19 protein-coding genes are annotated in these 19,890 nt (G+C 65.8%); 7 read left to right on the forward strand and 12 right to left on the reverse strand.

From position 1 onward, the window contains the following. Window positions 1-132 precede the first annotated feature (132 nt). The 3 genes from L6Q67_RS10910 to L6Q67_RS10920 form a co-directional block, all read right to left on the reverse strand. A complete protein-coding gene (locus L6Q67_RS10910) occupies window positions 133-1,419 on the reverse strand; it encodes a TRAP transporter large permease (RefSeq protein WP_296569094.1) in 1,287 nt (428 codons plus the stop codon). Then, a complete protein-coding gene (locus tag L6Q67_RS10915; protein WP_296569250.1) occupies window positions 1,416-2,108 on the reverse strand; it encodes a TRAP transporter small permease in 693 nt (230 codons plus the stop codon). Before L6Q67_RS10915 ends, L6Q67_RS10910 begins: the two co-directional genes overlap by 4 nt. A gap of 101 nt (window positions 2,109-2,209) precedes the next feature. Next, a complete protein-coding gene (locus tag L6Q67_RS10920; protein ID WP_296569097.1) occupies window positions 2,210-3,214 on the reverse strand; it encodes a TRAP transporter substrate-binding protein in 1,005 nt (334 codons plus the stop codon). 173 nt (window positions 3,215-3,387) lie between these two features. Here L6Q67_RS10920 and L6Q67_RS10925 point away from each other — a divergent pair, with 173 nt between their 5' ends. Next, on the forward strand, window positions 3,388-5,361 hold the full coding sequence (locus L6Q67_RS10925; protein WP_367171638.1) for a sensor histidine kinase: 1,974 nt from the start codon (window positions 3,388-3,390) through the stop codon (window positions 5,359-5,361). Beyond that, on the forward strand, window positions 5,358-5,963 hold the full coding sequence (locus tag L6Q67_RS10930) for a response regulator (RefSeq protein WP_296569100.1): 606 nt from the start codon (window positions 5,358-5,360) through the stop codon (window positions 5,961-5,963). Before L6Q67_RS10925 ends, L6Q67_RS10930 begins: the two co-directional genes overlap by 4 nt. Here the strand turns inward: L6Q67_RS10930 and tilS are convergent. Next, on the reverse strand, window positions 5,919-7,298 hold the full coding sequence (gene tilS / locus L6Q67_RS10935) for a tRNA lysidine(34) synthetase TilS (protein WP_296569102.1): 1,380 nt from the start codon (window positions 7,296-7,298) through the stop codon (window positions 5,919-5,921). The genes L6Q67_RS10930 and tilS overlap by 45 nt on opposite strands. Beyond that, on the reverse strand, window positions 7,285-8,253 hold the full coding sequence (locus L6Q67_RS10940) for an acetyl-CoA carboxylase carboxyltransferase subunit alpha (protein ID WP_296569104.1): 969 nt from the start codon (window positions 8,251-8,253) through the stop codon (window positions 7,285-7,287). Before L6Q67_RS10940 ends, tilS begins: the two co-directional genes overlap by 14 nt. Before the next feature lie 170 nt (window positions 8,254-8,423). On the opposite strand from L6Q67_RS10940, the gene murJ reads away from it, so the two are divergent. Together murJ and L6Q67_RS10950 are read left to right on the forward strand one after the other, a co-directional pair. Then, window positions 8,424-9,959: a murein biosynthesis integral membrane protein MurJ gene (murJ, locus tag L6Q67_RS10945; RefSeq protein WP_296569109.1), complete on the forward strand. Its 1,536-nt coding sequence runs from the start codon at window positions 8,424-8,426 to the stop codon at window positions 9,957-9,959. A 60-nt stretch (window positions 9,960-10,019) separates the two neighbouring features. Then, window positions 10,020-10,649, forward strand: coding sequence for a YbhB/YbcL family Raf kinase inhibitor-like protein (locus tag L6Q67_RS10950; protein ID WP_296569111.1), 630 nt, complete (start codon window positions 10,020-10,022; stop codon window positions 10,647-10,649). A gap of 46 nt (window positions 10,650-10,695) precedes the next feature. On the opposite strand, the gene L6Q67_RS10955 is transcribed toward L6Q67_RS10950, so the two are convergent. The 7 genes from L6Q67_RS10955 to L6Q67_RS10985 form a co-directional block, all read right to left on the reverse strand. Then, on the reverse strand, window positions 10,696-11,946 hold the full coding sequence (locus L6Q67_RS10955) for a 6-phosphofructokinase (RefSeq protein ID WP_296569114.1): 1,251 nt from the start codon (window positions 11,944-11,946) through the stop codon (window positions 10,696-10,698). A gap of 80 nt (window positions 11,947-12,026) precedes the next feature. After that, window positions 12,027-12,680 carry an adenylate kinase gene (gene adk / locus L6Q67_RS10960; RefSeq protein WP_296569116.1) on the reverse strand — a complete coding sequence of 218 codons (654 nt, stop codon included), beginning with the start codon at window positions 12,678-12,680 and terminating at the stop codon, window positions 12,027-12,029. Window positions 12,681-12,727: 47 nt separating this feature from the next. After that, on the reverse strand, window positions 12,728-13,501 hold the full coding sequence (gene kdsB / locus L6Q67_RS10965) for a 3-deoxy-manno-octulosonate cytidylyltransferase (protein WP_296569118.1): 774 nt from the start codon (window positions 13,499-13,501) through the stop codon (window positions 12,728-12,730). Between the two features lies 1 nt (window position 13,502). Further along, window positions 13,503-13,691 carry a Trm112 family protein gene (locus tag L6Q67_RS10970; protein WP_296569120.1) on the reverse strand — a complete coding sequence of 63 codons (189 nt, stop codon included), beginning with the start codon at window positions 13,689-13,691 and terminating at the stop codon, window positions 13,503-13,505. Next, window positions 13,672-14,682, reverse strand: coding sequence for a tetraacyldisaccharide 4'-kinase (lpxK, locus tag L6Q67_RS10975; RefSeq protein ID WP_296569123.1), 1,011 nt, complete (start codon window positions 14,680-14,682; stop codon window positions 13,672-13,674). Before lpxK ends, L6Q67_RS10970 begins: the two co-directional genes overlap by 20 nt. 11 nt (window positions 14,683-14,693) lie before the next feature. Continuing rightward, window positions 14,694-15,116: a biopolymer transporter ExbD gene (locus L6Q67_RS10980; protein ID WP_296569125.1), complete on the reverse strand. Its 423-nt coding sequence runs from the start codon at window positions 15,114-15,116 to the stop codon at window positions 14,694-14,696. A 9-nt stretch (window positions 15,117-15,125) separates the two neighbouring features. Next, on the reverse strand, window positions 15,126-15,731 hold the full coding sequence (locus L6Q67_RS10985) for a MotA/TolQ/ExbB proton channel family protein (protein ID WP_296569128.1): 606 nt from the start codon (window positions 15,729-15,731) through the stop codon (window positions 15,126-15,128). A gap of 299 nt (window positions 15,732-16,030) precedes the next feature. On the opposite strand from L6Q67_RS10985, the gene xseA reads away from it, so the two are divergent. From xseA to L6Q67_RS11000, 3 genes are all read left to right on the forward strand, one after another. Continuing rightward, window positions 16,031-17,383, forward strand: a complete 1,353-nt coding sequence (gene xseA / locus L6Q67_RS10990) for an exodeoxyribonuclease VII large subunit (RefSeq protein WP_296569131.1) — start codon at window positions 16,031-16,033, stop codon at window positions 17,381-17,383. Window positions 17,384-17,493: 110 nt separating this feature from the next. Further along, window positions 17,494-18,081, forward strand: a complete 588-nt coding sequence (locus L6Q67_RS10995; RefSeq protein ID WP_296569134.1) for a Fe-Mn family superoxide dismutase — start codon at window positions 17,494-17,496, stop codon at window positions 18,079-18,081. 104 nt (window positions 18,082-18,185) lie between these two features. Beyond that, window positions 18,186-19,877, forward strand: coding sequence for an adenosylcobinamide amidohydrolase (locus tag L6Q67_RS11000; RefSeq protein WP_296569137.1), 1,692 nt, complete (start codon window positions 18,186-18,188; stop codon window positions 19,875-19,877). Window positions 19,878-19,890: the final 13 nt, after the last annotated feature.

The raw sequence follows: 19,890 nt of genomic DNA on the forward strand, positions 1-19,890 counted from the left end.
AAAACCTGCCCCAGGGCCCAAAAAACCGAAAGCGCGCCACCAGGGCGCGCTTTCGGACGTTTGGCCGGAAGAAATCAGATCATCGGGAGCCTGCTCGGAACACGGGCTTCCTGACTGATCGACCCATGCCCGTCAGGAGATCATCCCGAGCATGCGCGGGAACGACAGGGACAGATCAGGCCAGTAAGTCACGACGCCCAGGAAGACCAGCATCGACAGCAGCCACGGCCACACGGCCACGGTCAGCTCGGTGATGCCCATCTTGGTGATGCCCGAGGCCACGTACAGGTTCAGGCCCACCGGCGGGTGACACATGCCCACCTCCATGTTCACCACCATGATGATGCCGAAGTGCACCGGGTCGATCCCCAGCTTCATCGCCACCGGGAACAGGATCGGCGCGAAGATCAGCACGATGGACGAGGGCTCCATGAAGTTGCCCGCCAGGAGCAGCAGCACGTTCACCGCCAGCAGGAAGGCGATCACGCCCAGGCCGTTGCCCAGCATCCACTCGGCCAGGGCCTGGGGGATGTTCTCGTTGGTCATGATGAAGCTGAACAACACGGCGTTGGTGATGATGTAGAGCAGCATCGCCGACATGTTGGCCGAGTTGAGCAGCACCTTGGGCACGTCCTTCAGGGGCATGTCCCGGTAGATGAACACGGCCACGAAGAAGGCGTACATGGCGCTCATGGCGGCCGCTTCGGTGGGGGTGAACATGCCGGTGTAGATCCCGCCCATCACCACCACGATCAACAGCAGCCCCCACACGGACTCCTTGAAGGCCTTCATCCGCTCGGCCGCACTGGCCTTGGGCTGGCGCGGGTAATCGAACTTCTTCGCCCGGTACCAGGTCACGCCCCCGAGCACCGCTGCCAGGGCCAGGCCCGGCACCACGCCGGCCATGAACAGGGCGCCCACCGAGGTGTTGGTGGCCACCGAATACATCACCATGACGATGGAGGGCGGGATGAGGATGCCCAGCGCACCCGCGGTAGTGATGATGCCGGCCCCGAACTTGTTGGGGAACCCAGCCCGCACCATGGCCGGCAGCAGGATGGAGCCGATGGCCACCACGGTGGCCGGGCTGGAGCCGGACACGGCGGCAAACAGGGCACAGGCCAGCACGCCGGCCAGGCCCAGACCGCCGTACCAGTGGCCCACCATGGAGGTGGCGAAGTTGATCATCCGCTTGGCCACCCCGCCGTGAGTGAGGAAGTTGCCGGCCAGGATGAAGAACGGAATGGCCATGATCTCGAACTTCTCGATGCCGGTGAACAGCTTGAGCGCCACCGACTCCAGGGGGACCTGGGTCATCGTGAAGAGGAAGGACAGCACCGTGAGGCCGAGGGAAATGGAGATCGGCATCCCGGTCAACATCAGGGCCAGGAGCAGGCCAAAGATGATTGCGGCGTTCATTTGCGGTCTCCTTCACGATCACCCAGGGGGGTGTGCTTGAGGTCGTGGGCGTGGAGGTTGTCGTCCAGGGAGTAGGGGTTGGCGTTCACCGACGGGGCTTCGTCCTCCAGGCCGTCCACATGGCCGTGATCGTGATGGGGCAGCTCGCCGGTCTTGAGGAAACCCCAGGTCACCTGCAGGAAACGGAAGCACATCAGGCTGGAGCCCAGTGGGATGGCGCTATAGACGATCCAGGTGGGCCACTCCAGGTCGGGGGTGGTCGGGCCTTCGGGGATGTCGCCGATCTCGGCGCCGGTCATGTGCAGGAAGGCGTAGTGGGCGCCGTTCTCCCACACGAAGTGCCCCCCCAGGGTGGCAACGACGCCGGTGAAGAGCGCGCCGGCGAGCAGGCCGAAGATGATGAACTTGGCCCGGTTGCTGTCAGACAGGCGGTTGATCAGCACGTCGACGCCCACGTGGATGCCGGTGCGCACGCCATAGGCGGCGCCAAACTTGGCCATCCACACGAACATGATGATGCACAGCTCCTGGGCCCAGCTGAAGTTGATGGACAGCAGCCAGTCCTGCAGTCCAGGAATGCTCTGGCTGGCCAGATAGCGGTGAACCACGGACAGAAAGATGATGGCCGTGGCCCCGCCCATCAGGAAGGTGATGATCCACTCTTCCAGGCGATCGAGTATTTTCATGATGAATCCTCGCAGAGAAGTGCGATTGGAGGCCCGGAAAGGAATCCGGGCCGGAGCCCCGCGCGGCTGCGAGGGGCTCATTCAGACGTGATGCAGGGTGCCGCTTACAGCTTCGCCGGGTCGAAGCCGGTTTCCTTGTAGATGGACTGGATCAGGTCCTTGCCGATGCGCCCTTCCATCTTCTGATGCACCGGGACCATGGCCTTCTTGAAGGCCAGCTTCTCTTCCTTGGTCGGCACGTAGACCTGGGTCTTGCCGCTCTTCTTGATCCCCTCGAGCGACTTGTCGTTCTCTTCCTGGGCGATCTTGTTGGCGTAAACGGTGGATTCCTTCATCGCCGTTTCCAACTGGCCGCGAATGTCGGCAGGCAGGCCGTCCCAGAACTTCTTGTTGGCGATGACCGCGTAGCCCAGGTAGCCGTGATCGGTCACGGTCAGGTGCTTTTGCACCTCATGCATCTTCTGGGTGAACATGTTGGAGTGCGGGTTCTCGGTGCCATCCACCACGCCGGTCTGCAGGGCCTGATAGACCTCGGAGAAGGCCATCACCTGGGGCAGGCCGCCCACCGTGCGGATCTCCTCTTCAAGCACCTTGGAGGACTGGATGCGCAGCTTCTTGCCCTTCAGATCGGCCGGCGTGCGGATCGGGGTGTTGGCGGAGAAGGACTTGAAGCCATTGTCCCAGTAAGCCAGGCCGACGATGCCCTTGGGCTCCAGCTTCTTCAGGATGCTGGCGCCGACGGGGCCCTGGGTGATGCGGTGCAGCTCGGTGTAGTCGTCGAAGATGTAGGGCAGGTCGAAAACCTCGAACTCCTTCACGCCCAGGGGGCCGAACTTAGCGAGGGACGGCGCCAGCATCTGCACGGCACCCAGCTGCAGGGCTTCCAGTTCTTCCTTGTCCTTGTACAGTGCACTATTGGCGTACACCTCCACCTTCACCTTGCCCTTGGTCAGCTCCTCTGCACGCTTCTTGAAGAATTCAGAGGCCTTGCCCTTGGGGGTGTCGGTTGCCACCACGTGGCTGAACTTGATCACGATCGGAGCCTGGGCAGACGCCGAAGCACAGAAACCCAGTGCAGCGAGGCTGAAGATCACAGTGCGCAGTTTCATTTTTTGTCTCCGTAATTGGAACTTGTACTTGGTAAGAGCTGCCGAGGTAACGGCAGGCTGCCTGTGTACTATCGACAAGCCCAGAACCCGCATCAATTGTGGTCATCCCCAGTGTGGAAAGTTCCGATGGCCTTCCCAACCCATCCCGGCGATAACGTGACTCCAGCCAATCCGTGATTCTCAATCCCTTGCCCCCCACCCCCACCTCCCCGCCTCCAAGCTGGTACTGGAGCCTGCCTTACGCTGCCGTCGCCCTGTTCGTCGCCACCATGGCGGCACTGCTGTGGCTGACCCACCGGCAGGACAGCGAGGAACAGCGCGCCACGCTGATCAACGATGTGTTGTGGATGGAGCAGAACCTCGGCTTCCAGTTCGAGCGCAACAACAACCACCTCACCCAGTTGGGCCCTGATCTGCTCAAGGGCGGCCCCCTTTCGGCCACCACGCAGGCCCGGCTGCGTCAGGCGCTCGATCCGGAAAGCGGCCTGATCCGCATTCTCTGGCTGCACACCAACGGTGAGGTCCGAGGCGCCCAGCCGCCCTACACCGACAGCCACCTGGTGGGCGAGACAGGAGGAACCTTTCCCTCCAACTCAGCCTACCGCCTGTCCCGCTCCATGGGCCAGCCGGTGTATAGCGATGCCTACGCGGTGATCGAGAACCAGACCCAGTTCGAGGTGCATGTGCCGATCTTCGACGGCGGGCGCTACCTGGGCTCGGTGGTCGGTGTGTACTCCCTCAACAACATGGTCTCCCAGCAGGTTCCGTGGTGGTTCTCGGAGCGCTACCGGGTATCGGTGGCCAACAATCTGGGCGTCGAGATCGCCGCCAAGTCGCGGGTGTCGCCCCTGTCCAGCCTGGCTTACGAAATTCCCTTCGAGCCTCCTGGTCATGGCCTCACCCTCAACGTCACCGCCTACAAGAGTGAAGTACGCTGGATTCCGCTGCTCCTCATGGGCTCCCTGGGTGTTCTGGCTGCGGCCATCGTATGGAGCCTGTGGCAACTGCGCCGTCACATGCAGCGCCGGCAAGCCGCCGAGCAGGCCCTGCGCGCCGAACACGCCTTCCGCAAGGCCATGGAAGACTCCCTCAACACCGGCATGCGCGCCCGCGACCTCAAGGGTCGGATCACCTACGTCAACCCGGCCTTCTGCCGCATGGTCGGCTGGAGCGCCGAGGAGCTGGTCGGCCTGCTCCCTCCCATGCCCTACTGGGCACCGGAGGCGCTGGAGCGGACCCTGGCCGTCCACGAAATGGTCCTCGGTGGCAACGCCCCCCCCCAGGGCATCGAGATCCGGCTGATGCGCCGGAACGGCGAGCGCTTCGACGCCCTGCTGATCGAAGCGCCGCTGATCGACTCGGAGGGCCGGCATATCGGCTGGATGGGCTCGATGGTGGACGTCACCGAACAGAAGCACGCCCAGGAACTCTACCGGCAGCAGCAGGAACGCCTGCAGGCCACCGCCCGCCTGGTCACCATGGGGGAGATGGCCTCTACCCTGGCCCATGAGCTCAACCAGCCCCTGGCGGCGATCTCGAGCTACAACACTGGCTGCATCAACATGATTGGCAAGGGAGACATGTCCCCCGGTGAGCTCAGCGGCATCCTCGAAAAAATCGGCAAGCAGGCCCAGCGGGCGGGGCAGATCATCCGGCGGGTGCACGCCTTCGTCAGGCGCAGCGAACCGAAATGCGAACCGGTGGACCTCAACGCCATCCTGCGCGAGGCCGTCGGCCTGGTGGAACCCGACGCCGAGCGGCGTGGGGTGAACATCCAGCAGGATCTGGCCGACGCCCTGCCCGAAATCGCCGCCGACCCGGTGATGATCGAGCAGGTGGCCATCAACCTGATCCGCAACGGGATGGATGCCATGGCCGATGCGCCCCGCCCCCAGCGCAACCTCACCCTCACCACCCGCCTGCAGGACGGCATGCTGATCCTGAGCGTTGCCGACCGGGGCAAGGGCATCCCCCCCGAGGTGGCCGAGAAGCTCTTCGCCCCCTTCTTCACCACCAAGGAGGAAGGCATGGGCATGGGGCTCAACATCTGCCGCTCCATCGCCGAGCTGCACCGGGGCCGCCTGAGCTTCGAGGGTAACCCCGGCGGTGGTACGATTTTCCACTTCTCCCTTCCCGTCCAGCCATGACCGCCCCCCTCGCCCACATCGTCGACGACGACGAAGCCATTCGCGACGCCCTCACCTGGCTGCTGCGCACCCGCAATGTCTCGGCCCGCACCTGGTCTTCGGCCGAGGAGTTCCTCGCCGGCTGGCAGCCGGACTTCAACGGCTGCATCGTGCTGGACATCCGGATGCGCGAGATGAGCGGCCTCGAGTGTTTCGATGCCCTGCTCGAACGCCGCAACCCGATGCCGGTGATCTTCCTCACGGGGCATGGCGACGTACCCATGGCCGTCGGTACCCTCAAGAAGGGCGCCTTCGATTTTCTTGAAAAACCCTTCGACGACAATGCCCTGGTGGATGTCGTCATCCGGGCCATGGAGAGTGATGCCCGCCGCCTTGCCAGCCAGGAAACCCAGGCGACCGTCAGCGGCCGCCTGGCCCAGCTCACCCCCCGCGAGCAGGAGGTGATGCACCTGGTCCTGGCGGGCAAGTTCAACAAGGTCATTGCGGACGAGCTGAACATTTCCATGCGCACCGTGGAGGTGCACCGCTCCCGCGTCTTCGAAAAAATGGGCGTGCGCTCAGCGGTGGAGCTGGCCCAGTTGCTGGCCCCCGGGCGCGACTGAAGAGCCCGCGCTACCCGACCAGCCGGGCACCACACCGGGCTGCCCCGGCGGGCAGCGAAACTCGGCAGCGACCCCCACCCCAGCCACCCAGGCCAGGCGCCCATCCACCCACAGCAGGGGCAACAAGGGGCGATACCAGGGCGGAACAGCCGCCTCCTGCAACAGATTCTTGAGGCTTCGACCGGGGCCATCGAGCCTGAGACGCAAGCGCTCACCGCCCATCCGCCCGCGCAGCTCACAATGCGCGCCTGCCAGGGCCGAGGCCGCAAGCCCGTGCCCTACCGCCGGAACAAGCCTGACCAGGCCCCCCGCCCAATCCACGGCAGGCTCGCCCTTCCACACCAGCGCAGCAGGAACGGACGGCGGGTCGGCCCGCTCAATCCACCAGTCGTCGCGATACACACAGAGGGCGTGCGTCCCGAGCACCAGCCGCCAGCCGGCCGCAGCCGTACCAAGGCGCAGCTGCCGCTCCGCCTCGCACAGACGGTCCTCATCGGGCATCAGGACCCCGACCCGATCCAGGGCACGGCGCATCACGTTGCGCAGGCGGGACGGTGCCAGACTCAAGGCGGCCGTGTGGTTGAAGCGCCCCGCCACCCCGCCCGCCATGGCCGCAAGGTCCAGGTCGGCCAGATCGTCGAGCAGATCCGCCGCTTCTGCACACAGACGCCCTGTTCGGGCCAGTGCTGCGGCAGCCCCCGGCTGACGCTCCTCGATGCGGGGCAGTACTTCCAGACGGAGAAAATTGCGTGAGAAACGCCGATCCTGGTTGCTCGGATCTTCAACCCAATCCAAGGCATGCGCCTTGGCGTAGGCCTCCAGAGCCCGACGCGGCAACGCCAGCAAGGGGCGCCATATGCCCGGCCCACCCGCCCGGGCATCGAACACCCGCATTCCCCCCGCGCCCCGTACCCCCGCCCCCCGGAGGGTGCGAAAAAGTACCGTCTCGGCCTGATCGTCCCGGTGATGGGCCAGAACCAGCAGCGCGCCCCCGGCATCCTCCTTCAGGGCGGCATGGCGGGCCTCCCGCGCCGCAGCCTCGAGCCCGCCCGGGTGATCACGTCGCACCACAACTTCGCGCACCACAAAAGGAACGCCCAGGCGGGCGCAGAGCCGGGCACATGGCTGCGCCCATTCCGCCGAACCGGGAATCAACCCGTGGCTGACATGGATCGCGGTAAGTTCAAAGCCGAGGGTCTCGCGCAGAGCGGCGAGAACATGCAGAAGGACAGTGGAATCAAGCCCGCCGCTCAGGCCGACCCGGAGCCGGGCCGGTGCGACGGAAAGCTGCCGCCACTGACGGGCGACAGCGGAGACGGGATCAGTCGACGGCAATTTCCTTGAACTTGCCGTAACTCATCAGACGCTCGAAACGCCGCTCGAGCAATTCGGAGGGGGACAGCTCGGAAACCTGGCGCAGGGCATCCTGGAGCGCCCGCTTGAGGCTCTGGGACATGGCCCGATGATCCCGATGGGCGCCGCCCACCGGCTCATTCACCACCTTGTCGATCAGGCCCAGGGACTTGAGCCGGGACGCGGTGATACCCATGGTCTCGGCCGCATCAGGGGCACGCTCGGCGCTCTTCCACAGAATGGATGCACACCCCTCCGGCGAAATCACCGAGTAGGTGGAGTACTGCAGCATCAGCAACTGGTCGCCGACGGCGATCGCCAGCGCCCCGCCGGAGCCGCCCTCACCGATGATGGTGCAGATCAGCGGCACCTTCAGCTCGGCCATCACGAACAGGTTGTGGCCGATGGCTTCGGACTGGCCCCGTTCTTCGGCATCGATGCCGGGATAGGCGCCCGGCGTATCCACAAAGGTGAACACTGGCAGGTTGAATTTTTCGGCCAGCTTCATCAGCCGCATGGCCTTGCGATAGCCCTCCGGCCGGGGCATGCCGAAATTGCGATGGATCTTCTCTTTGGTGTCACGCCCCTTCTGGTGACCGATGATCATGCAGGACTGGCCGTTGAAGCGGGCCAGACCACCCACGATGGCCTTGTCGTCGGCAAAGCTGCGATCGCCGTGGAGCTCTTCGAAATCGGTGAAGATGTGCTGAACGTAGTCGAGGGTATAGGGGCGCTGGGGGTGGCGCGCCACCAGGGCACACTGCCACGGCGTCAGCTTGCCGTAGATGTCCTTGGTCAGGCCGTAGTTCTTCTGCTCCAGGCGGCCGATCTCCTCGGAGATATCCACCGCCGAATCATCCTGCACAAAGCGTAGTTCTTCGATCTTTGCCTCGAGTTCCGCAATAGGCTGTTCAAAATCTAGGAACGTGGTTTTCATCAGGTCGAGCTCACAAAAATTTTTGCCATTTTACCCCATCGCCCCCCGCGACGGGCGCCACGGCCATGCCAAACGCCGCCAAACGCGGAAAATCGCATTGCTGCAGGGCGCCATAAGCCGCTAACATCGACCCTCTTTGCCCTCGCAACACCCCCGATTCCATGGCCTCGATGAATCTCCTCCGCGCCCTCGCCACGGTCAGCGGCATGACCCTGCTTTCGCGCATCCTGGGGTTCGTCCGCGACTTCGTGCAGGCCCGGGCCTTTGGCGCCGGCATCGAGATGGATGCTTTCGTGGTGGCCTTCCGGCTGCCCAACCTGCTGCGCCGGATGTTCGCCGAGGGGGCCTTCTCCCAGGCTTTCGTGCCCATCCTCGCCGAATACAAGAACAAGCGCGGCGACGCGGAGACCCACCGCCTCATCAATCACGTGGCCAGCGCCCTCGGGCTGGTGGTGCTGATCGTCTCCATCCTCGGCGCCCTGGCCGCCCCCGCCATCATCTACGCCACCGCGCCGGGCTTTTCGGACGACATCAGGAAGTTCGAGCTGACCGTCGAGCTGACCCGCATCACCTTCCCCTACATCTTCTTCATGGCCCTGGTGGCCTTGGCAGGTGGCGTGCTCAACACCTGGAGCCGCTTTGCCATCCCCGCCTTCACGCCGGTACTGCTCAACCTGAGCTTCATCGGCATGGCCCTGTTCGCCGCGCCCTACTTCGACCCGCCCATCCTCGTCCTGGGCTGGGCGGTGTTCATCGGCGGGCTGGCCCAGGTGCTGCTGCAACTGCGCCCCCTAGCGCAGATCGGCATGCTGCCGCGCTTCTCCCTCAACTTCTCCGACCCGGGCGTGCGGCGCATCCTCAAGCTGATGGGCCCGGCCATGCTGGGGGTTTCGGTGAGCCAGATATCCCTGCTCATCAACACCGTGTTCGCGTCCTTCCTGCCCAGCGGCAGCGTGTCCTGGCTGTATTACGCCGACCGCCTGATGGAGTTCCCGGCCGGCATGCTGGGCGTCGCGCTGGGCACCATCCTGCTGCCGAGTCTTTCCAAGATGCACGCCGACGAGAAGCCCGCCGAGTTCTCGGCACTCCTCGACTGGGGCCTGCGCCTGACCCTGATGCTGACCCTGCCCGCCTCCCTCGGCCTGGCCCTGCTGGCGGTTCCGCTCATCAGCACCCTGTTCCACCACGGGGCCTTCAGTGCCAACGACGTACTGCAGACCCGCACGGCCCTGATCGCCTACAGCATCGGCCTGACCGGCCTGATCCTGGTGAAGGTACTGGCGCCCGCCTTCTACTCCCGCCAGGACGTGCGCACCCCAGTGCGCATCGGCATCTTCTCGCTGGTCATCACCCAGCTGATGAACCTCGTCTTCATCGGCCCCTTCCAGCACGCCGGCCTGGCCCTGTCCATCGGCCTGGCCTCCTGCGTCAATGCCGGCCTGCTCTACCATGGCCTGCGCAAACGGCAGGTCTACACACCGCTCCCCGGCTGGAGCAAATTCGCAGCCAAGCTGCTGGTGGCCCTCGTCGCGCTCGGGCTGTCGGTGCACTTTGCCGCTGGCAGCAACGCCCTGTGGCTGAGCGCGTCCGGGCTCGAGCGGGTGCTGCGCCTGGTAGCCCTGGTGATCGGCGGCATGGCCGTCTACTTCGCGGTCCTGTTTGCCCTCGGCTTCCGGGTCAGGGACTTCCGCCGCCGCAGCGCATGAGCGGCAACTCGCCGGGCAAACTTGGCTAGAATCCCCTGACTTCAAGGGGAGAACACAACAATGCAAGTGAGCAGCCAGAGCTTTGCCGACGGTGCCGTGATTCCCGGCGCCTTCACCTTCTGCATTCCCGCCGCCGAGGGGCACGTCTGCCTGGGCAGCAATCACAATCCGCACCTGGGCTGGAGCGGCGCGCCGGCGGGCACCCGCAGCTTCGCCGTGATCTGCCACGACCCCGACGTGCCCAGCCGCGGGGATGACGTAAACCAGGAGGGCCGCCAGGTTCCTGCCGAACTGCCGCGGGTGGACTTCTTCCACTGGGTGCTGATCGACCTGCCGGAAACCACCACGAGCATTGCCGAGGGCGAGCATTCCCGCGAGGTGACGCCCAACGGCAAGCCCGGCCCCGATCTGCCCGACGGCAGCCGTCACGGCCTCAATGATTACACCGGCTGGTTTGCCGGCGATGAGCAGATGAAGGGCAATTACTTCGGCTACGACGGCCCCTGCCCGCCGTGGAACGATTCGATCCGCCACCGCTACGTGTTCACGGTGTATGCCCTTGATGTGCCCACGCTCTCAGTGGCCGGCGCGTTTGACGGCCAGCAGGTGCGCAATGCCATGGTCGGCCACATCCTGGCCAAGGCCAGCCTCACCGTCACCTACAGCCTCAATCCGGCGGTTCCAGCCTGACGCACCTCCCGTCCGCCCCCCGTGCCCTCGCACGGGGTATCAGCGCTCAGGGTTCGTAATCGGCCAGCCTGCGCTCCAGCAAGGGCAACTGCAGATGCAGATAGTCCGGCAGGCCATCCACGAAACGCGGCAGATCCTCGCCCGCGATCAACGGCCGGCACCAGTTGCGAAAATCATCGGTGACGCCCAGACCGTCCGGCGCAATGAAGTCGAGCGGGAGCACGCGCTCCAGGTTGGCCACCTTCTCGAAGGCCTGCTGGGTGGTCCGCCAGCGATAGGGCTGGCCGGACAGGCGCTTGAGGCCGATCACCCCATGGCTGCCCGCCAGCGCCCGGCGTACCGCCGCCTTGCCTACCGCAAAGGCCTGGGCCGTATCCGTCTTTGAAGCCAGATGGCGCGCGGCGCGCTGCAGGTAGTCCGCCACCGCGTAGTGCACCTTGTAGCCCAGCGCCGAATGGATGCGGTCGGCGATGGCTTCCCCCGCACCACCCAGTTGCACGTAGCCCTTGGGGTGCTGCGCCTGCATGGACAGGATCTGCCCGTCCTGCCCGCGCAAACCTTCGGCCACCACGATGGCGCAGGACCCGAGCCGTTCCACCGTATCCCGCACCCGCGCCAGAAACGGCACCTCGTCGAAGGGCACCTCGGGCAGCAGGATGATATGCGGTGCGCAGTCCGGTCTATCGGCAGCCAGCGCGCAAGCCGCCGCCAGCCACCCGGCATTGCGCCCCATCACTTCCAGCACGAAGGCCCGTCCGCCCGTGGTGGTCATGGCGCGCAGATCCAGCCCCACCTCCCGGACCGAGGTGGCCAGGTACTTCGCCGCCGAGCCGAAGCCCGGACAGCAGTCGGTATGAACGATGTCGTTGTCGATGGTCTTGGGCACCCCCACCACCGTCAGGGGGTAGCCGCGAGCCTGGGCCGCAGCCTGGATCTGCCGGCAGGTCTCCATCGAGCCGTTGCCGCCGTTGTAGAGGAAGTAGCCAATCTGGTGGGCCGCAAACACGTCGAAAAGACGATCATACTGGGTCGGGTTGTCCGCCTCCGCATCGAGATCGAAACGGCAGGAGCCGAAGGCGCCCCCGGGCGTACAGCGCAGGCGCACCAGGTCGTCGGCCGGGATGGCGGCCGTATCCACCAGGGTCTCGCGCAGCACCCCGAGAATGCCGTTGCGGGCCGCCAGCACCCTGCCAATGCGCTCGCCGGCCTCACGGGCGGTCGTGATAACCCCCGCCGCCGAGGCATTGATCACCGCCGTCACCCCGCCCGACTGGGCGTACAGAAGATTCCTGCTCATCGCTCGATCCCCCAAACAGGGCTCCTGAAAAGACAAGGGCCGACCTGTAAGGCCGGCCCTCGATACCTGGCGGTCGGAGCTTACTTCAGTGCTGCGAAAGCCCGCTCGCGGATCTCGTCAACCTTGCCGAGACCAGCGATCTTGCGATACTGGGGTGCGTTGGCATCGCCGTTGGCAGCCCAATCGGAATAATAGGCAACCAGCGGCTTGGTCTGGGCGTGGTACACGTCCAGACGCTTCTTGACGGTTTCTTCCTTGTCGTCGTCACGCTGGATCAGCGCTTCACCGGTCTCGTCGTCCTTGCCTTCCACCTTGGGCGGGTTGAACTTGACGTGATAGGTGCGGCCGGAAGCCACATGCACGCGGCGACCGGACATGCGGCCGATGATTTCCTCGTCGGGCACATCGATCTCGAGCACGAAGTCGATGGGCACGCCCGCCGCCTTCATGGCCTCGGCCTGGGGAATGGTGCGGGGGAAGCCGTCGAACATGTAGCCGGACTGACAGTCGGCTTCCTTCAGACGGTCCTTGACCAGACCGATGATGATGTCGTCAGACACCAGGCCACCGGCATCCATGACCTTCTTGGCCTCGATACCCAGGGGGGTGCCGGCCTTGACGGCAGCACGCAGCATGTCGCCCGTGGAAATCTGGGGAATACCGAACTTTTCCTTGATGTAATTGGCTTGGGTGCCTTTGCCGGCGCCCGGCGGTCCCAACAGAATCAGACGCATGTCTTTTCCCTCCTCTGGTTATTGTCAATCGACATGGGATTGCGAAACTATCGCGAAACTTCCGCTAGGTCAAACGCCCGGCGGACACGTTCCAGATCTTCAGCGGTATCCACTCCGGCCGGCGGTGCGTGATCCAGCACCATCACCCGGATGGGGAAACCATGAGCCATGGCCCGCAACTGTTCAAGGGCCTCCCACTGCTCGAGCGGCGACGCCGCGAGACTGGAGTAGCGCTTGAGAAAACCGGCCCGGTAGGCGTAGAGGCCGATGTGACGGTAGGCCGGCAGCCCTGCCGGCAGCACGCTGCGGTCGGCGGCAAAGGCGTCACGCGCCCAGGGGATCGGAGCCCGGGAAAAATACAGCGCCCGCCCCCGCGCATCGAGCACCAGCTTGACCACGTTGGGATTGAAGAACTCCTCGGCGGACGTCAGGGGGTGGCAGGCGGTGGCGATGGCCGCCTCGCTGTCATCTGCAAGGGCAGCCGCCGCATCACCGATCAGCCCGGGCGGGATCAAGGGCTCATCGCCCTGAACATTGACCACCACGGTATCGTCGGACCACCCCAGGCGGGTGGCCACTTCGGCCAGACGATCGGTACCCGACGGATGCTCGGCGCCCGTCAGGATCACCTGCCCTCCCGCGGCCTCCACCACCTCGGCAATGCCCTGGTGATCGGTGGCCACCCACACCTCCTCCGCCCTGGCCTCACGAGCCCGGTCGAGGACGCGCAGGATCATGGGCTTGCCGAGGATGTCCAGCAAGGGCTTGCCGGGCAGGCGAGTCGACGCGTGACGCGCCGGGATCACGATCTTGAAGCTCATCTCAGCGGGCCTGGGCCAGCTCTTCCTCGGTCAGCGGACGGGCTTCGTCCTCGAGCATCACGGGGATGCCGTCGCGGATCGGGTAGGCCAGCCGGGCGCTGACGCTCCACAGCTCCTGCTTATCCTTACGGAAGTCGAGCGGCCCCTTGGTGATCGGGCAAACCAGGATTTCAAGCAGTCGGGGATCCATCGAGCTTCTCCACAATCAGTTCTACCGCGCCCGGCGCAACCTGCGCCCGGACCGGCCACACCCAGCTGTCTGCCGGGGCGAAAGGCCGGCATTTTACCGCATCCTTCTCGGTCATCAGCAGGACATCGCCCTCTTTGATGGCCACATCGGCCGCGGTGTAGCTGTGATGGTCTGGAAACGGACGCCGTTCAAGGGTCAGGCCCATGGCCTCGAGCTGTCCGAAAAAGCGCTCGGGCCGGCCGATGCCAGCCATGGCGCACACGCGCCGGCCGCGAAAAGCCGCCGGCTCACGGCGCTCCAGGCGGTTCGTCAGCCGCTCGAAGGCATCGCCCGCCAGGGAAAACGCGAACACCGGGGTTTTGCCCAGCTTGCCCAAGAGGCCGGCGGAAAGGGCGCCGTGGGCCATCACCAGCGTACTGCCGGCTATCCGCCCGACCCCTTCCCGCAGCGGGCCGGCAGGCAGGCGCAGGCCATTGCCGAGGGTCGCTTCATCCACCACCACCAGCTCAACGTCCCGGGCCAGCCGGTAATGCTGCAGGCCGTCGTCAGTGATGAGCACATCCACCGCCGGATAGGCCGCCAGCAGGGCACGTCCGGCCGCCGGCCGATCACGCCCGACGAACACCGGGCAGCCCGAGACAGTAGCCATCAGCACCGGCTCGTCTCCGAAGTGGCCCGGATCACCGCCCGGCACCACCTCGGCCACGCCTTCCACATCTCCGCCATAGCCTCGGCTGATGATGCCGGGGGTATGGCCGTTCGCCTTGAGTTCGGCCGCCAGCCACAGGGCCACCGGCGTCTTGCCGCTGCCACCCACGGCGATATTGCCCACCACGATCACCGGTACGGGCAAGCGCTCGACGCGCAGCACACCGGCTCGGTAGAGCCAGCGCCGCGCACCGGACAACAGGGCAAAAAGCAGGGAGAGGGGAAACAGGGCAAGGGCGGGCAGGCCCCGGTGCCGCCAGAAATCCGGGGCGCTGCGTGGCATGCCCGACAGCGTCAGCGCTGGGCCGCCTGGGTGGCGAAGGAAATATGCACCAGCCCGGCCTGCTGGGCTGCCTGCATCACGTCGATGACGCGCTGGTGGGCAGCCTTGGCGTCGGCGTTGATGATGACCACCGGGTCCTTGGCATCGGGCGGCACCACCGCCTGCATGGCCGCGACAATGGCCTGCAGGCCCGAGCCATTCACCGGGCGCTTGTTGATGACCACATCCCCCGCCGCAGTGACAGCCACATTGACCTCGACGGTCTTCTCGTTGCTGGCCTGGGCATCGGCCGTGGGCAGGTTGATCTCCAGCCCGGCAAAACGCGAATAGGTGGTGGTCAGCATCAGGAAGATGATGATCACCAGCAGCACATCGATCAGCGGGATCAGGTTGATCTCCGGCTCCTCGCGGGAGCGGCCACGACCAAAGTTCATGTCAGGTCCTCAGCGGCGCTCGCCGTGGATCATCTCGACCAGGCGGATGGCCTGCTGTTCCATGTCGATGACCAGGCTATCCACGGTCGCACGGAAATGACGCCAGAAGATCATGCTCGGGATGGCAATGACCAGACCGAAGCCGGTGTTGTAGAGGGCGATGGAGATGCCCTGGGCCAGCTGCTGGGGGTTGGAACCGCCCGGTGCCTGGGAACCGAAGATCTCGATCATGCCGACGATGGTGCCGAACAGGCCCATCAGCGGGCTGATGGAAGCAATGGTGCCGAGGGTGGTCAGGAAGCGTTCCAGATCGTGGGTCACGGCACGGCCGGTCTCCTCTATGGACTCCTTCATCACCTCCCTGGTGCTGCGCACATTGCGCAGGCCGGCGGCAAAGACCCGGCCAAGGGGGGAGCTGAGGGCAACCCGGTTGATCATCTCGGGGGTGGCGCCGCCCTGGCGCAATTCGACGACAACCTTTTCAAGAAGCCCGTCCGGCAGGATCTTGCTGCGGCGCAGGGTGATGAGCCGCTCGATGATCAGGGCCACGGCCACGATGGAAGCAAACAACAAGGGCCAGATTGGCCAGCCTGCAGCCTGGATGATGGCGAACACTCGAGCACTCCTGGGAATCCAATCAAGCTCGTGAATGTAACCCGGCAAACATCCCCTAGGCAACACAGTTGCACCCCGAGACAATCCACAAAATCTGTGGATAACTTTGTGGATTGATGCCCGACGATGCCTCTAAACCCGCAGTCCATAAGGCTTTTTAGTCCTCGGGTCAAAAAATGAGCAACAACAACAGTTGTTTAAAATCAATAACTTATGTATTTCCCGGCAAGTCAAGCCCGATCGCGGGATTTTTTTTCACAGATCTGGCGTAGATGTGGATTCCGGTAGAATCCGGCCCCATGAATCCCCCCTCGACAAGCCTCCGCAACGGCGCAACCGACGTCGTTTCCGTGTCCTGGCTCAACCGCGCGGCCCGGGAGGCACTGGAAGGCAGCTTTCCCCTGATGTGGATCGCCGGAGAAGTCTCCACTCTCACCCGCGCCGCCTCCGGGCACCTCTATTTCACCCTCAAGGACGACCAGGCCCAGGTGCGCTGCACCATGTGGCGCAACCGCGCCCAGTCCCTGTCCTTCCGGCTCGAGCACGGGATGCGGGTAGAGGTGCGCGCCCTGGTCACCCTGTTCGAGCCCCGGGGGGATTACCAGCTCAGCGTGGAGAACGTGCGCCAGGCCGGGGTCGGCAATCTGTATGAGGCCTTCCTGCGCCTCAAGGCCCGGCTCGAGGCCGAGGGTTTGTTCGACCCGGCCCACAAGCGCCCCCTGCCCCGCTTTCCCCGCGGCATCGCCGTGGTCACCTCGCCCCAGGCCGCCGCCTGGCGGGACGTGACCGCAGCCCTGGCCCGGCGGGCACCCCAGGTGCCGGTCTGCCTCTACCCCACGCCCGTGCAGGGCGACACCGCCCCGGCCCAGATCGCCGCCGCCATCCAGCGCGCCGGCGCACGGGCCGCCCTGGACGGCAACGACGTGCTGCTGGTGGTGCGCGGTGGTGGCAGTCTCGAGGACCTGGCCGCCTTCAACGACGAGCGCGTGGCCCGGGCCATCCGCGCCTGCCCGCTGCCGGTCGTCGTGGGCGTGGGCCACGAAACCGACTTCAGCATTGCCGACTTCAGCGCCGACCTGCGCGCCGCCACCCCCACGGCCGCCGCCGAGCTCGCCAGCGCGGCCTATATGGAATTGCGTGAAGGGCTGGAACAGCTGGCCGCCCGGCTGCGGCGGAGCATGGAACGCCGCATCGACGCCGCCGCCCAGCGCCTGGACCGGGCTGCCGCGCGGCTCACGCACCCGCGCCAGCGCCTGGAACGCAGCCAGCTGCGCCTGACCATCCTGGACCAGGGTCTGCGTGCCAGCATGGCCCGCCACCTGGCCAGCCGGCAGGCCCGCGTTGCCGGCCTGGGCCTGCGCCTCAAGGCCCAACGCCCGGACCCCGCCCAGAAGCGCGCACACCTGGATGCCCTGGGCCAGCGCCTGCAGCGCGCCACCCACGGCCTTCTGGCCCGCCATCAGGCCAGGCTGGACGCCCTGCAGCAGCACCTCGCCCACCTCGACCCACGCGCCGTGCTGGCCCGGGGCTACAGCATCACCCGCCACGCGGACGGCAGGATCGTGCGCAGCGCCGCCGGCCTGACCCAAGGCACTCGCGTGCGCATCGAAATGAGCGACGGCTCGGTCGGCGCCACCGTGAACGAGGACTGACGGGGACCCGCGCCGCACGGGCGCTTCTCCAATATCCTTACTGATTGTGCAGGAAACCCAATCCCGACTAGAATAGTCGGGCAATTTCCAAACCCCCCGGAGAAAATCACATGGCTCACACCCTGCCCGAACTGCCCTACGCCAAGAACGCCCTGGCCCCCCACCTGTCCGAAGAGACCTTCGACTACCACTACGCCAAGCACCACAATGCTTACGTGGTCAACCTCAACAACCTTATCCCCGGCACCGAGTACGAGAACCTCTCCATCGAAGAGACCTTCCTCAAGGCCCCCGCCGGCGGCATCTACAACAACGCCGCCCAGGTGTGGAACCACACCTTCTTCTGGAGCAGCATGAAGCCGAACGGCGGCGGTGCGCCCACCGGCGCCCTGGCTGACGCCATCAACGCCAAGTGGGGTTCCTTCGACGAGTTCAAGAAGGCCTTCCAGGCCTCCGCCGTGGGCAACTTCGGCTCCGGCTGGACCTGGCTGGTCAAGAAGGCCGACGGCACCGTCGACATCGCCAACACCGGCGCTGCCGGCAACCCGCTGAAGACCGGCGAAGGCAAGCCCCTGCTGACCATTGACGTGTGGGAACACGCCTACTACATCGACTACCGCAACCTGCGCCCGAAGTTCGTCGAGACCTTCCTGGCCAGCCTTGCCAACTGGGACTTCGCGTCCGCCAACTTCGCCTGAAGCCGGCTGCCTCGACCCGGAATTCCGGGCTGAGGCCCAGTCAGAAGGGAGCCCTCGCGGCTCCCTTTCTCATTTTCCGCCGCCCCCACGCCAAGGAGACCCCAATGCCTGAATGGCGCCCCCGGGCAGGCCTCGCCCGCACACACCTGGGCAAGCTGCTCGCCCTCGCCGGCCTGGCCCTGCTGCTGCCGGCACGCGCAGCCGAGATTCCCCTCCCCGCCGACGTGAAGGCCGAAGCCCGCATCGACCAGCGTGACCGGGACGGGCTGTGGGAGAAGACGCTGGTCGTCCGCTTCCCCGAAGCGAGGCGCACCCTGTCCACCAGCGACGGGCTCGTGGACAGCCGCGCCACCATCAACCACGGCGCCCACCCGGAACTCTGGAAGCGGGTATCGACGCGTTTCAACGGCCAGGACGGCCGCGGTGGCAAGGCCTACACCGAACATGTGCTCCAGAGCACGGCGGAAGGGCTCGGGCTGACCAAAGCGGAGGTCACCCACATGGCCACCGCCGCCGACCTGGACAACCTCGCTGTCGTCACCCGCAGCCACGGCCCGCTCACCGTCACCGTGCTGGCCACCGCGGGAGCCAAGAGCAATGCCATCCGCACCGGCGTCGATGAAGGCCGCTACATCGAAGGCGCCGAACCGGCCGGCACCATCAACATCCTGGTCCTCAGCAACATCCGCCTGACCGACGCCGCCATGGCGAGGGCGCTGATCACCGTCACCGAGGGCAAGACCGCCGCTCTGGAAGACCTCCAGGTGGCCAGCACCTACACGCCCGGCGTGCAGGCCACCGGCACAGGCACCGACAGCATCATCGTCGTCTCCGGCACCGGCGCACCGACCGCCAGCTACACCGGCGGCCACAGCCGCATCGGCGAGCTGATCGGCAAGGCCACCTACAGCGCCGTGGTCGAATCCCTGGGCAAGCAGAACGGCTTCTTCCTGCCCGGCACCCGGCGCTTTCCGGAAGCGCTGTCGGCCCTCCCCAAGCCCGCCGGCCACCTGCGCCTGGCCCTGCTCCACCTGGACCCGACGCCGGGTGAGATCGCCGCCAACCGGGCGCAGATCGAAGCCGGCATCCGCGAGGCCGTCCGTCAGGGCGCCGACTGGGTCCTCACGCCCGAGCTGGCGGAAACCGGCTACAACTTTGCCAAGCGCATCGGCACAGGCTGGATCGCCCCCTTCCCCGACACCTGGATGAGCACCCTGGCTGCCATTGCCCGGGACAACAAGGTGGCCCTGTTCATCGGCTTTGCCGAGCGGGATGCACGCCACCACACCCTGCACAACAGCGTCGCAGTGATCGACCGGAGCGGGAAGATCCTCGGCGCCTACCGCAAGCAGCGCGTCCATGGCGGCGCCGAAAGCTGGTCCACGGCCGGCGCGGGCGGCCCGCCTTTCGTGGTCGATGGTGTGCCCGTCGGGGTGCTGATCTGTGCCGACACCTATGCGCCGGAGCCCGCCGCCCGCCAGCGCGAGCAGGGCGCCGCCCTCCTCCTCGTGCCAGCCAACTGGCCCCCCGTGGACGGCATGGGGCCGGGGGATGTGTGGGAGCGCCGATCCACGGAGACGGGCATTCCCCTTGTCGTCAACAACCGCACGGGCAAGGAGCCGGAGCTGGACTTCACCCACGGCGAGAGCGCCATCTCGGTGGCCGGCCGGCGGAAGTTCAGCTTCAGCACCCCCGCCGGGCGCATGCTGCTGGTGGACTGGAACCGGGCAGACGGCTTCAACCCCCTCACCGACGCAATCACCTCCATCCCCGGGGCAAGGCCGAGCGGGCTTTGAAGATGCCAAGGGG

Origin of the sequence: Zoogloea sp., from assembly GCF_023150065.1 — a bacterium.
In the GTDB taxonomy this organism is placed as follows: Bacteria; Pseudomonadota; Gammaproteobacteria; order Burkholderiales; family Rhodocyclaceae; genus Zoogloea.

Bases quoted from the DNA above. Each gene is read 5' to 3' on its own strand.
- L6Q67_RS10910 (WP_296569094.1), bottom strand. From the start codon at position 1,419: ATGAACGCCGCAATCATCTTTGGCCTGCTCCTGGCCCTGATGTTGACC.
- murJ (WP_296569109.1), top strand. From the start codon at position 8,424: ATGAATCTCCTCCGCGCCCTCGCCACGGTCAGCGGCATGACCCTGCTT.
- L6Q67_RS10930 (WP_296569100.1), top strand. From the start codon at position 5,358: ATGACCGCCCCCCTCGCCCACATCGTCGACGACGACGAAGCCATTCGC.
- L6Q67_RS10920 (WP_296569097.1), bottom strand. From the start codon at position 3,214: ATGAAACTGCGCACTGTGATCTTCAGCCTCGCTGCACTGGGTTTCTGT.
- xseA (WP_296569131.1), top strand. From the start codon at position 16,031: ATGAATCCCCCCTCGACAAGCCTCCGCAACGGCGCAACCGACGTCGTT.
- L6Q67_RS10970 (WP_296569120.1), bottom strand. From the start codon at position 13,691: ATGGATCCCCGACTGCTTGAAATCCTGGTTTGCCCGATCACCAAGGGG.
- L6Q67_RS11000 (WP_296569137.1), top strand. From the start codon at position 18,186: ATGCCTGAATGGCGCCCCCGGGCAGGCCTCGCCCGCACACACCTGGGC.
- adk (WP_296569116.1), bottom strand. From the start codon at position 12,680: ATGCGTCTGATTCTGTTGGGACCGCCGGGCGCCGGCAAAGGCACCCAA.
- L6Q67_RS10950 (WP_296569111.1), top strand. From the start codon at position 10,020: ATGCAAGTGAGCAGCCAGAGCTTTGCCGACGGTGCCGTGATTCCCGGC.
- L6Q67_RS10940 (WP_296569104.1), bottom strand. From the start codon at position 8,253: ATGAAAACCACGTTCCTAGATTTTGAACAGCCTATTGCGGAACTCGAG.
- L6Q67_RS10980 (WP_296569125.1), bottom strand. From the start codon at position 15,116: ATGAACTTTGGTCGTGGCCGCTCCCGCGAGGAGCCGGAGATCAACCTG.
- kdsB (WP_296569118.1), bottom strand. From the start codon at position 13,501: ATGAGCTTCAAGATCGTGATCCCGGCGCGTCACGCGTCGACTCGCCTG.
- lpxK (WP_296569123.1), bottom strand. From the start codon at position 14,682: ATGCCACGCAGCGCCCCGGATTTCTGGCGGCACCGGGGCCTGCCCGCC.
- L6Q67_RS10995 (WP_296569134.1), top strand. From the start codon at position 17,494: ATGGCTCACACCCTGCCCGAACTGCCCTACGCCAAGAACGCCCTGGCC.
- L6Q67_RS10955 (WP_296569114.1), bottom strand. From the start codon at position 11,946: ATGAGCAGGAATCTTCTGTACGCCCAGTCGGGCGGGGTGACGGCGGTG.